Genomic DNA, 11,856 nt, shown 5'->3' on the forward strand with positions numbered 1-11,856 from the left:
ATACCATTAAACTGCATTAGACGCTTTGTTCCATTTTTGAGACAGTGATAAAAATATGCCTGATCTGAATGGTATGATGCTGTTTGCAGCGGTTGTTAGAGCCAAAGGGTTCTCTCAAGCGGCCCGCGAAATAGGCATGCCAAAATCAACAATAAGTCGTAAAGTTGCCCAACTGGAGGAGCAACTGGGAGTACGATTGCTGCAACGTGATACCCGAAATCTGAGTCTCACTCAGGTAGGTGCGCTCTTCTATCAACACTGCACCAGTATCAGCGATGAGATTGAAGCGGCGAAGGCGACAATCGAGAACACCCACAACGATGTGTCAGGCTTGCTGCGCATTGCTATTCCTGTCTCTTTTAGCCAGGAGATTATCGCCAACCTCTGCAGTAGCTTCATGCGTCTGTATCCTAACATTGAGCTGGATGTACAGTTTACCGATAGTGAGGTCGGCCTCGTTGGCGAAGGCTATGATATCGCCATCAAATATGGCCCGTTGCAATCTTCGGACCTAGTGGCAAGGTTACTCTTCGAACGCCAGCCTATTTTGGTCGCCAGCCCCGGTTACCTGAAACTTAACGGCACCCCGGCCACCCCACAAGATCTGATGAACCATAGCGGTATACTGCTCGGTACCTCTCGCTCTGCACCGATATGGCCGCTGGGTAAAGGTACCAGAAAAACCATGGTTAACTTCAAACGAAAAGTCAGGGTCAATAGTGCCGTCATGGTCAAGCAGTTGGTTCAGGATGACTTCGGTATCGCCATGCTTTCCAATTCGGTTTGTAAAAATGAACTGGCCAGTGGTGCTCTCGTACCGATTCTGCAGGAGTGGCCGATAGAGGCATTTAAGGTCTACGGCGTCTACTCAAGCAGGCGACAACTCGCCACCAATATCAGCGTATTTTTAGATTTCTTCACCAAACGTTTCAGCAGCCATGAATCACTGCAATCTTTAATGGTTTAGCCTCACTGCTATCAACTCATCATTAACGACTGAAGGGAGAGCCCCCGATAAAGGCATATAAGCGGGCGGAACACTCGAGTATTGCCACTTGGCAGTACCAGTCACATACTAAAAATTGCGAGGCCACAAAGGGGCAATATTAAGCCACTGCCGATGGGTTTAAACACTCGCCCCCCACCTTCTCCATTCACTGACATGGATATCTGCCCGCTCCCTCTCGCTTGCCCAATAAGCAGATTAATCCTAAATTCCAGTGCTTTATTTGCATATGCATGCTGCTATAATAAATTCATATTAACAGCTGGTAGCAGATTGGTTACTCGCCTGTTTCGTGGTACGAAAGGCATAACCCGGCTCTACATAATAACGCTCGATAGAAAGGAATTTAGTCATGACCAAATCCGTGATGGCGATAGCAGCCTTAGGCGCACTGCTCTTTAGCATTACCTGTTCAGCCACCTCCGATGCTATGACCCCCCTGAATATTGAGGAACTGAGACTAGAAGCAGCAAACCAGTCGATGCCCGATGTTGTCACACGCTACCAAGCCTTGGTTGACGGCCTGGACAGTAAGTACCGCCAACAGACCGACGAACTTGAGATGACAAAGATGGTCGCTCGTCAGGGGGAGAGGTTATGGCAACAAGCCGTTAGAGATGTACAATCCGGCAGTACCGATGACAGACCGCTCTACTGGAGTCGTCTGGCCATGCACCGTCAACTGAAGCAAAGCCGCCCAGCATTTAATATGGCTCCCTGGCAGCAGGATATTTTATTACGCGCCGTTGAAAAATCCTCCAGAGGCTTTAGCAACGTACTCTTCTCAGATGACTCTGAGATAAAAATATTACTTACCGGCTTCGACCCTTTCTTCCTCGACCGCGACATCGGCCAGAGTAATCCTTCGGGGCTGGTTGCACTCTCCTTAGATGGTTATAAGTTCTCTGTTAACGGCAAGGTGGCGCAAATTGAAACCGTGATGATTCCGGTTCGCTTCGCCGATTTTGATGAGGGGATGATAGAGTCTCTGCTGACACCGGTTTATCGAGAAAAGAGTGTCGACATGATAGTGACCGTCAGCATGGGCCGTGATGATTTCGACCTTGAGCGATTCCCCGGACGCAACCGAAGTGCGGCCGCTCCCGATAACCTGAACATACTGACAGGCGCGAGTAAACAGCACCCAGTGGCACCTATGTTTAACCGAAAAGAGCTGGAAGGTCCCGAATTTGTTGAGTTCTCTCTCCCGGTCACTGCAATGCAGTCCGCGGCAGGGCAATGGAAGGTCAACGACAATCACAAGGTGACTTCAGTCGCTAAAGGTGAATTTACCCCATCCTCCCTCTCCGAGCTACAAAATGAAACCTCCGTAGAGGGCTCTGGAGGGGGTTACCTTTCCAATGAGATATCTTACCGTGCGGTATTGCTGGGTGAAAGGTTCAACAGCACGATTGCCGTCGGGCATATACACACCCCAAGAGTTTCCGGCCACGATCCAAAAGTTGAAGGCGAAATAATGAAACAGGTTAAAGCTATGGTCATTGCAGGTGCAGCCGACTTATAATGTAGCCCTATTTAGGAGCCCGGCAGCTTGCCGGGCTCCCGCCTGAACTGAGAATCGATGTTTAAGTTATTCAAGTCTGTGACCGATAGCAGTCTGCCTGCAGATAGGGAGCCGAAAACGGCTTCGAATCAGCCAGAAGAGCAGTGTTATGAGTTTGATTCAGAGCTCCACACTCGTGTAGCCCGACAGGTTTTAGACTGCTATCGAATCGCCGAGCGGCAGCTGAACCATATATTTCCGCGCCCGGAGATCAGTTTTACATTGAGAGGCAGGAGCGCTGGTACGGCCCACCTGCAACTCAATAAGCTCAGATTCAACCCGGTTCTGCTCGCTGAAAACAGTGATATTTTTCTGAGCGAGGTTATCCCACATGAGATCTGCCATCTACTCGCCTACCACCTCTACGGCAAGGTCAAACCTCACGGTAAAGAGTGGCAATCTTTGATGATTAACCTCTTTGCTGTTCAGCCAAACACGACCCACAGCCTGGACACCCGCTCGGTAGACGGAAAAAGATTTGATTACCTTTGTGGATGCGGCCCCGTCAAGCTGAGCATCAGACGACATAACAAGATCCAACGTGGCGAGACGCAATATCGATGTCGGCGATGCAAGAGAGAGTTAACCAGAGCGGCGTAAATACAGAGGGGAGAGTTACCACATAGTTAATCCGCTTTCAGGCTGGCATCCCCCCTCTGTTCGATAATCTTCCACCACCAACTTGCCTGGGCTCCCATTCATCCCGTAAAATCTCGCCCCAGAGCAGAAAACTGCCAGAAATATGATCATACCGCACTCAGTATTTTCAGTGCAATTTAGGGACAGATAATTGAAATTGTTTGATAAATTAAACTCAGCCTTTCTACTGGGTCTTGGGTTAACTCTGTTTTTTTCCACCTCCTCGATAGCCTCTCCGTCTCATCCAAGTAGCTTCAGTCAGGCTAAGAGGCTGGCAAAGGAGATCTACATCAACAACCTGCCTGCCACCAGCTTCTATTGCGGCTGCGATATCAAGATCTCGGGTAAGAAGTGGCAAACTGACTTTTCCCGCTGTGGCTATCAGGTGAGAAAGCAACAAAAACGCGCCGCCCGTATCGAATGGGAACATATAGTGCCGGCATGGGAACTCGGTCATCAGAGACTCTGCTGGCAACAGGGTGGGCGTAAAAACTGTGGTAAACGCGATAAAACATTCAGAACCATGGAGTCCGATCTGCATAACCTGGTGCCTGCCATCGGCGAGGTTAATGGCGATCGCAGCAACTATAGGTTTAGCCAATGGAACGGCAAGGCCGATCAGTATGGTCAGTGTGCTATGGTTATCGATTTCAAGTCGAGAAAGGCTGCCCCCCCCGTCCATACGCGCGGTAAAATAGCCCGCACTTACCTCTATATGCAGAAAACTTATGATTTAAAAATAGCAAAAAGCCAATTAAAGCTGTTCAAAGCATGGGATAAAACCTATCCAGTTGATACTATCGAATGTAAAAGAGATAACGCCATAGCCATAACTCAGGGAAACCATAACCCTTTTGTTAAAGAGCAATGTGATGCAATAGCTAGTAAACAGCAGGTTGCGGAGTAAGAAACAGATGAGAATTCCCAGAATATACCAAGCGTCCTCCTTCACGGTAGGCGAGTCAATGGCTCTCGATGATGAAGCCGCTTCTCACGTCGGTCGTGTACTGCGTATGTCCAGCGGTGAGCAGGTGAGCCTGTTTAATGGCGACGGTAATGAATATCTCGCCCGGATTGAGTCTGCCAGTAAGAAAAATGTTCAAGTCAACATACTTTCATCGGCGGCTAATGACAGTGAATCTCCGCTGCATCTGCATTTAGGTCAGGTGATCTCCCGTGGTGACCGTATGGAGTTTACCATCCAAAAGTCTGTCGAGCTGGGAGTGAAAACCATCACACCTCTCTTCTCCGAACGCTGTGGCGTAAAACTCTCGGGCGAGCGATTGGAAAAGAAGATTCATCAATGGCAAAAAATTGTCATAGCCGCCTGTGAGCAGTCGGGACGCAGTTATGTGCCTCAGGTAAGACCGGCGATGTCATTAGAGGCCTGGTGCTCCGAAAAAACGCAGTCTCTGAAATTAAATCTGCATCCAAGGGCGGCACACGGAATTGGAGGGTTAACGCTCCCTAATAAGAGAGTCAGGCTGTTGATCGGGCCCGAAGGTGGCTTGTCTGAAGCAGAGATATCGATGACAGAGCAGCACGCTTTTACCGATGTCTTATTGGGCCCCAGAGTCTTGCGAACCGAAACCGCAGCCTTAACGGCAATAAGTGCACTTCAACTAAAATTTGGCGATCTGGATTAAACATTCGTTCCCGGAAAGCCCCAGAATAGATACTGTCTGTAAAGACGGTAAACGAGGAAACAACTTCATGATCAAGCTCGGCATAGTGATGGATCCCATCAGCGATATCAACATCAAGAAAGATTCAAGTTTCGCCATGTTATTAGCCGCTCAAAGCCGTGGCTATCAACTCTTCTACATGGAGATGCAAGATCTTGCCATGGTCAATGGTGAGGCGATGGCTAAGATGCGTGGCTTATCGGTCAAAAACGATCCCGATAGCTGGTTCGAACTGGGTGAGGTGGTAGACACTCCGCTTTCGGAGCTCGACGTCGTCTTGATGCGCAAAGATCCTCCTTTCGATACCGAGTTCATCTACGCGACCTATATGCTTGAAAGGGCAGAGGAGGAGGGAGTTCTTATCGTCAATAAGCCCCAGAGCCTGCGCGATGCCAACGAAAAACTGTTCACCGCCTGGTTCCCTGAATTCACTCCAGAGACTATGGTCACACGTGATGCCGAACGCATCCGTGAATTCTACAAGCAAAAGGGCGACATCATTCTCAAACCTTTAGATGGGATGGGCGGCACTCTTATCTTCAGAATCAAGGCCAGCGATCCCAATGTGGGCGTGATCATCGAAACCTTGACCGAATACGGCCAACGTTACGCTATGGCTCAAGCATTTATTCCAGACATCACCTCGGGCGATAAGCGAATCCTGGTCGTCGACGGAGAACCGGTCCCCTACTCTCTTGCGCGCATCCCTCAAAAAGGCGAAACCCGGGGCAACCTGGCTGCCGGCGGCCGCGGTGTTGCCCAGTCGCTATCAGATAGCGACTGGGCCATTGCCAGAGCGATTGGACCTGAACTGAAGAAGCGTGGTCTCATCTTCGTCGGATTAGATGTCATTGGTGACAAACTCACCGAGATAAATGTAACAAGCCCAACCTGCATCAAAGAGATCGAAGCCGCCTTCGATGTCGATATCACAGGTATGTTGATGGACGCTATCGAAGCAAGATTGAAGGCAAGTTAATGAGACCGAACTTACTCAATTTAACCCGCTCCCTACTCGCCGTAGCGGTACTACTCTCCGCCGCCTCGGTTCAGGCCCATATAGACACTCCCACTCAGACTATGATGGGAGATGCCCCCACTGTCCCTAAGAATATCGTCATTCTGGTTGGCGATGGCATGGGGCCGGCCTATACCAGTGCCTATAGATACTATAAAGACAACCCTGATACACAGGAGATTGAACAGACAGTATTTGACCGGCTTTTGGTCGGCACGGCCAGCACCTACCCGGCCCGTGTCAGCGGTTATGTTACAGATTCTGCAGCGTCGGCAACCGCCTTGGCTACGGGAGTAAAGTCCTATAACGGTGCGATATCGGTCGATACCGATAAACGCCCTTTACCCACCATTATGGAGATGGCAAAGAAACGCGGACTTTCGACCGGCATCGCGGTGACCTCCCAGATAAATCATGCCACTCCAGCTGCATTCCTTACCCATAGTGAGAGCCGTAGAAATTATGATGAGATAGCCGCCAGCTACCTGAATACCGATGCCGATGTCATGTTAGGTGGCGGTCAAAAGTACTTCCCGGCCAAGCTTATCAGCCAATTTGAGGCTAAAGGGTACCGCTATCTATCCGAGTTTTCTCAGCTGGAGACGGTAACTGAACCTAAGGTTATCGGCCTGTTTGCCGAGGTTCAGCTGCCCTGGGCGATCGATGAACCAGGTGACCACAAACTCAGTAAGATGACGGCTAAGGCACTGGAACTGCTTTCAGGCAATGAGCAGGGGTTTGTACTCTTGGTCGAGGGCAGCTTAATCGATTGGGCCGGACACAATAATGATATCGCAACGGCTATGGCTGAGATGGATGAGTTTGCCAATGCTCTGGAGGTCGTTGAGCAGTACGTTCGGCAAAACAGAGATACCTTAATGGTCGCCACCGCCGATCACAACACCGGAGGCCTTAGCATTGGTGCCAAAGGGAAATATATCTGGAAAACAGAGATTCTCAGATCTGTACAGTCCAGCCCGGCGACAATAGCCGCTAAGGCCCTGGGGGATGATGGCTGGAAAGATGAGCTGATAGCTAAGTTGGGATTCGAACTCACTACTGATGAGCTCACTCAACTCTCCCGGGCACGCATGCAGGGACAAGATGTGATGGTAACAGCCATCAAACAGCTTATCGATCGTCGTTCAAATACCGGCTGGACAACAGGGGGTCATACAGGAATGGATGTACAGGTTTTTGCATCAGGCCCTGCGTCGACGCTGTTCAATGGGTACCAGGACAATACAGAGATAGCGCAAAAAATTATGAGCCTGCTGCCTAAGCTCAAAGTAACGACAGATGCAGCCGGAGCTCAAAAGTAAACCGCTGTCATGACTCGATACACGATATTAGCTCCCCAACTTCCCCAGTTGGGGAGCCTGCTCAGTCGGCCAGATGCTGTCGTGCTCTATCTGCTTTAATATTGTGAGCACCCTCTCCTCATCCAGAGGCTTTGAAAACAGATATCCTTGGGCCAGTTCACAATTAGCGTCGGCCAGGAATTCACATTGCTCCGGAGTCTCTATCCCTTCGGCGACAACGGTTCGTCCTAAATTATGAGCCAACTCGATAACGGTAGTCACTATGTGTGTGTCGGCACTATCTTCGAGTACTCCGGAGGTAAAACATCGATCGATTTTCAAAACATCGAAAGGTAGCTGTTTGAGATAACTTAATGAGGAGTAGCCGGTACCAAAATCATCAATAGCGATCCGGACTCCGAGACTCTTGAGAGACTTCATCGCCGACAGTGCCAGATCGACCTGCTCAATCACACTCTCCTCTGTCACCTCCAGTAGCAGGCTCTCCGGAGGAAGGTCATATTTAGACAAGATATGCTGCACCAGAGGGATCAATCCAGGATCCATATAGTGCTTGGCAGACAAATTGACTGCCATATAGAGGTCTTTCCACCCCTGCTCTCTTAACCTTGAAAGGTAGGCCCCGGCCTCCTCTAATACATAGTTGCCCACTAAGATGATCGCTTCACTGTGTTCGATATCGGGAATAAAATCTCCCGGCATGATAAGCCCCATCTCGGGGTGAAACCACCGAATCAGTGCCTCGAAGCCCTTTAGATTACTGTCGGGTAATCCGACAATAGGCTGCATGTAAAGAGACAGCTGTTTCTCCGCAATGGCCGCACCAATATCCTGCTCTATCCGGAGTCGGCTATTGGCTTTATGTAGCATATCTTCGGTAAAGACCCGATAGTTACTCCGGCCGGCATCTTTCGCCTGATACATGGCTAAATCGGCATATTTAATTAACTCTTCAGCCCTGACGTTCATGCTTTTACAATAGGCAACACCAATACTGGTGGTCACTATCAACTTATGATTTCCCAACACAACAGGCTGTTGAAGTGAGGCAAAAATTTTATGGATCACTTTACGAACATCCTGATCTGAACGTATTCCCCGCAGGAGAATAAGAAACTCATCCCCACCCTGCCTGAATACTGTGTCCATGGCACGAACACTGTCGTTCAGCCTGTTAGCCACAATCTTCAACAGGTCATCGCCTTGGGTGTGACCTAAAGTATCGTTAATGCGCTTAAACTCATCCAGATCAAGGTACATCAGAGCCACTTGGTCATGAATCCGGCCGACACAAGCTATGGTCTTTTTCAGCTCATGCATCAACATCGCCTTATTCGGCAACCCCGTCAGCGTATCCAGCATAGCCAACCGCTTGAGCTCACAGGTATACTCGTCAACCTCCAGCTCTAAATTTTGCAGCCTTTCCGCAAGTTGATGTGTCGCGGTATTGATGAGGTCGACCTCGTCGACAATCAAAGATGAAGATTTTGGCGACAACCGTTTCAAGGTTTCAAAGTCATGCTCTGCCAACAGCGGCAATAGATTAGCATGTCGGCTCAAGCTCACCACAGGCGCCCAGGCCACAAGAATGACCAAACAACCTGACAATAGGAGTGCAAACAACAGGGTACCCAACATGCTCTCCTGAAACTCATTGAGTATCGCCTGCCAATCACTGATATTGTTGATCACTAAAATTGCAGGAGAGTTCTCCCCCTCTGCCAATGGAAAAAGCCAGATTGCCGAATACTCACCGTTGACCTCATATATCCCCCCCTTTCCGGTGATCTGTTCCCAGCTGAACTTATCGGCAATCCTTTGCAAACGAGGCAGACTGGTGCGTTTATTACTTATACTGTATAGCTCTCTGGCCCAGTAACTCCTTCCCACAGGGTGTACGATTCTGGGGCCGAGCACTGCCAGCTCAAATGAACCATTCACCCGAAATCTGGCTAAAATATCGGTCAGCCCGGACTCCAGAAACAGGAGGTGTGGCTCCCCCTGCAATAAATTGGGTACCAACACCTGAATCACACACTCACGGCGACAAACGATGCGCCAATGGGGTTCGAAATTTACCGAACTTTTCTCAAACCACAGCCTATCCTCTACATCGACCCGGTTACCCGCATGGGCTAACACTTCTCCGGACTGTGACATCAGGTGGATCGTGCTCAACTCCCAATACAGTTGAATATCCGGCCAACGCTTATCTAACATCTCCTGATACTTATCGACATCGAAGTCTGAGCTATCCTGACCTTCATCGTTCACCAGCAGGGCTATCTGCTGAGCAGCCAGCAAAGATTGATCAACCGTTAAAGAAATTGAACTCTGGAGGTTTTCAGCCAATTTATTTTGCTGTGAAGTAAGTTGGTAACTTTGTTGATTAATCAGTTGGCGAAAGGTAAAGCCGCCTAAGATCCCCCCCAAGATAGTCAACATGACCATGACAGCGATAAGCAGCTTCCATTTCAAGCTGATAAAAATACTTCTTGTATCGGCCGCCGTCATGGGGTCACCACTGGAAGCGATATGAAAGTTGCAGTGCAAACATAGACCAATGCTTGGCCTGATTGAGAGGATCCGGCGCTACGATGGGCGTCACCCAGGAAGCACCTTCGACATCATGATACTCTGCCGCGACTAACCAGTTATTGCCCGGAAGCCAGCGAACCCCATAGGTCCAATCTTTGGTATAACCAAAGTAGGCGGGGATGCCATATACAGCCTCATAATTATTGCCGTCTGGATCCTCGCTGTTATCGACATGCTTATCATATCGAACGAACAGCTCCAGGTCGTGAGGGAGATAGGCTCTGATATCGACATAATACCCTTTACCCGGGTCGCTTAGATCTTCGGCGGCAGTCGGCTGCACCAGTCCTTTAGTCACCCGGTCACTATTGAGGTACTCGGCAGTGACTTCAACGTTTTTATACCTGAGCTGGCCGGAAAACACCCAGTTGTTTAACCGGATATTTCCAGGGAAATAGTAACCGGGTATAAAAGGCTCATAGCTCACCTCGGCATCGTAATAACTGATCCCCAGACGCAGGTAATCATTTTGAAACTCTAAATCCCCTGAGTAATAACCTTCGGAATCGAACTCACCAAAGTCCGTACTTCCCATCACATTACGATCCAGATCTTCGGTTACATTGACCTGACCAACTGAAACATGCCAATCGACAACGCCATCGAGAACCTGATGCATGCCAAACAGATCTCCCCCCTCTATATGCAGCTGCGCATCACGGAAATAATCACTATAGATTGACTGAGGCAGCATAATACTTGGACGCGTGAAGGGAACATCGCGGGTACTGGAGTAGAAACCTGTCTCATTTTTAAATCGCCCGACGCGAACCCCCAGCATCCCCTCGCCAAACTGATGGGTATATTCGGCAAACAGGTAATCGAACATAACACCTGGATCGGAAAGCGTTCCCCACTGTCTGAACGTCAAGGCGCTGGCCAGACGAAGGTGTTCAACAGGCGTCCATGACATGGCAAATGTGGCTTCGGTAATATCAAATGTGCTGCTATCCTCACCAACGATAAATTGGCTATCTTCTGCGGCAATAAAACCTTGTCCTGCGAACCCGCTAAATTGCCATTCAGATGCGGTTAGGGACGGGAAGGCAAATAACACCAGGGAGGCACATAAGGGCAATGAACTACGATTAACGATTGTAAACATACAGGCCTCCCGCGACTGAAGCCGAATCACTGACATAACCGATTGCTCCGGGAGTTCTCGATACCTGCTCTTTCATCTCTGATTCTGAGTTCAATATAACAGGCCTCTCCCCGGTACCGGAAAAGACCAGTCGATCCCATCGTCGCTGAAGCATATAAGGCATCATATCGAGCTTTTGAAAACAGAACTCTTTATGTAATTCGGAACTTGGGGAGAGAATAAAGACCCTGATTCTATGCCCGTCAGGCCAATAGACTTTCTGCATAGAAAAAATCAGACGTAGTTCTTGGGGCGGAAGGGGGAAATCAACGACCGAATCATTCACAATGACCTGAGCCGCGGTCGAATGAGCGCAGAAAAGATAAAGAACTAACATCCATGTAGCCAACAGGCGCATTATCAAGTCTCCTTACTATCCCTAAAATACCCTTAACACTTAACTCACTTCGAAACATGAAGATTGAGCCAATTGAACATCACCTGCATCTCATCTTATAGCCCCAAACCATAAAGCTCTTATTCTCTATTTAACCCATTTTCATCACTTTGAAATATTAAGGTTTAACACTCATATAACGCATATAGAGCTCAAAGGGGATCCTAAACGTCACTCATCTACAGCTTAGGCAAAAATTTCTTATATCGCTCGATTATGGAGGAATATTTACAGCAAAATTTAATGTAACAGATGATTAAAAATACAACAGCACCAACTGCAGCAGCAAAAGTCTCGCGATATTTCACCTTAAAAACAAAGAGTTAAGCTTTCATAAAAAGGGGGCTCCTTCGAAACAATTGAAAACGAGTCTTGTTCCTCCCCCCTGAGTTTAAAGATAAAAATATACATCGACTCACCGGCAAGTGCATCGAGCGATAATAGACGAATATATCCAGACAATTTTAAGCTATAATGGCGGTC

10 protein-coding genes are annotated in these 11,856 nt (G+C 48.7%); 7 read left to right on the forward strand and 3 right to left on the reverse strand.

Annotation, left to right across the window (positions count from 1 at the left end):
- Nucleotides 1-55 precede the first annotated feature (55 nt).
- The 7 genes from Q1B47_RS19580 (at nucleotide 56) to Q1B47_RS19610 (ending at nucleotide 7,234) form a co-directional block, all read left to right on the forward strand.
- Nucleotides 56-967 carry a LysR family transcriptional regulator gene (locus Q1B47_RS19580; RefSeq protein ID WP_299797645.1) on the forward strand — a complete coding sequence of 304 codons (912 nt, stop codon included), beginning with the start codon at nucleotides 56-58 and terminating at the stop codon, nucleotides 965-967.
- Between the two features lie 469 nt (nucleotides 968-1,436).
- Nucleotides 1,437-2,531, forward strand: coding sequence for a hypothetical protein (locus Q1B47_RS19585; protein ID WP_299797707.1), 1,095 nt, complete (start codon nucleotides 1,437-1,439; stop codon nucleotides 2,529-2,531).
- 57 nt (nucleotides 2,532-2,588) lie between these two features.
- A complete protein-coding gene (locus tag Q1B47_RS19590; RefSeq protein ID WP_299797648.1) occupies nucleotides 2,589-3,170 on the forward strand; it encodes a SprT family zinc-dependent metalloprotease in 582 nt (193 codons plus the stop codon).
- A 196-nt stretch (nucleotides 3,171-3,366) separates the two neighbouring features.
- On the forward strand, nucleotides 3,367-4,116 hold the full coding sequence (locus tag Q1B47_RS19595) for an endonuclease (protein WP_299797710.1): 750 nt from the start codon (nucleotides 3,367-3,369) through the stop codon (nucleotides 4,114-4,116).
- 7 nt (nucleotides 4,117-4,123) lie between these two features.
- Nucleotides 4,124-4,855, forward strand: a complete 732-nt coding sequence (gene rsmE / locus Q1B47_RS19600) for a 16S rRNA (uracil(1498)-N(3))-methyltransferase (protein ID WP_299797651.1) — start codon at nucleotides 4,124-4,126, stop codon at nucleotides 4,853-4,855.
- Between the two features lie 67 nt (nucleotides 4,856-4,922).
- Complete coding sequence (gene gshB / locus Q1B47_RS19605; RefSeq protein ID WP_299797654.1) at nucleotides 4,923-5,873, forward strand: glutathione synthase; 951 nt, start codon at nucleotides 4,923-4,925, stop codon at nucleotides 5,871-5,873.
- Nucleotides 5,873-7,234 (forward strand): alkaline phosphatase, encoded by a 1,362-nt coding sequence (locus Q1B47_RS19610; protein WP_299797657.1) that lies wholly within the window; start codon nucleotides 5,873-5,875, stop codon nucleotides 7,232-7,234. Before gshB ends, Q1B47_RS19610 begins: the two co-directional genes overlap by 1 nt.
- Nucleotides 7,235-7,261: 27 nt before the next feature.
- On the opposite strand, the gene Q1B47_RS19615 is transcribed toward Q1B47_RS19610, so the two are convergent.
- Genes Q1B47_RS19615 through Q1B47_RS19625 form a run of 3 tightly spaced genes read right to left on the reverse strand, consistent with a single transcriptional unit; the run spans nucleotide 7,262 to nucleotide 11,334 of the window.
- A complete protein-coding gene (locus Q1B47_RS19615) occupies nucleotides 7,262-9,748 on the reverse strand; it encodes a bifunctional diguanylate cyclase/phosphodiesterase (protein ID WP_299797660.1) in 2,487 nt (828 codons plus the stop codon).
- 4 nt (nucleotides 9,749-9,752) lie between these two features.
- Nucleotides 9,753-10,937, reverse strand: coding sequence for a hypothetical protein (locus Q1B47_RS19620; RefSeq protein ID WP_299797663.1), 1,185 nt, complete (start codon nucleotides 10,935-10,937; stop codon nucleotides 9,753-9,755).
- A complete protein-coding gene (locus tag Q1B47_RS19625; RefSeq protein ID WP_299797666.1) occupies nucleotides 10,921-11,334 on the reverse strand; it encodes a hypothetical protein in 414 nt (137 codons plus the stop codon). Before Q1B47_RS19625 ends, Q1B47_RS19620 begins: the two co-directional genes overlap by 17 nt.
- Nucleotides 11,335-11,856 lie beyond the last annotated feature (522 nt).

Origin of the sequence: uncultured Shewanella sp., assembly GCF_947501225.1 — a bacterium.
Taxonomy (GTDB): domain Bacteria; phylum Pseudomonadota; class Gammaproteobacteria; order Enterobacterales; family Shewanellaceae; genus Shewanella.

Excerpts from the sequence above, each read along its gene's own strand:
- Q1B47_RS19590 (WP_299797648.1), top strand. The coding sequence starts at position 2,589 with ATGTTTAAGTTATTCAAGTCTGTGACCGATAGCAGTCTGCCTGCAGAT.
- Q1B47_RS19610 (WP_299797657.1), top strand. The coding sequence starts at position 5,873 with ATGAGACCGAACTTACTCAATTTAACCCGCTCCCTACTCGCCGTAGCG.
- rsmE (WP_299797651.1), top strand. The coding sequence starts at position 4,124 with ATGAGAATTCCCAGAATATACCAAGCGTCCTCCTTCACGGTAGGCGAG.
- gshB (WP_299797654.1), top strand. The coding sequence starts at position 4,923 with ATGATCAAGCTCGGCATAGTGATGGATCCCATCAGCGATATCAACATC.
- Q1B47_RS19615 (WP_299797660.1), bottom strand. The coding sequence starts at position 9,748 with ATGACGGCGGCCGATACAAGAAGTATTTTTATCAGCTTGAAATGGAAG.
- Q1B47_RS19620 (WP_299797663.1), bottom strand. The coding sequence starts at position 10,937 with ATGTTTACAATCGTTAATCGTAGTTCATTGCCCTTATGTGCCTCCCTG.
- Q1B47_RS19625 (WP_299797666.1), bottom strand. The coding sequence starts at position 11,334 with ATGCGCCTGTTGGCTACATGGATGTTAGTTCTTTATCTTTTCTGCGCT.
- Q1B47_RS19585 (WP_299797707.1), top strand. The coding sequence starts at position 1,437 with ATGACCCCCCTGAATATTGAGGAACTGAGACTAGAAGCAGCAAACCAG.
- Q1B47_RS19580 (WP_299797645.1), top strand. The coding sequence starts at position 56 with ATGCCTGATCTGAATGGTATGATGCTGTTTGCAGCGGTTGTTAGAGCC.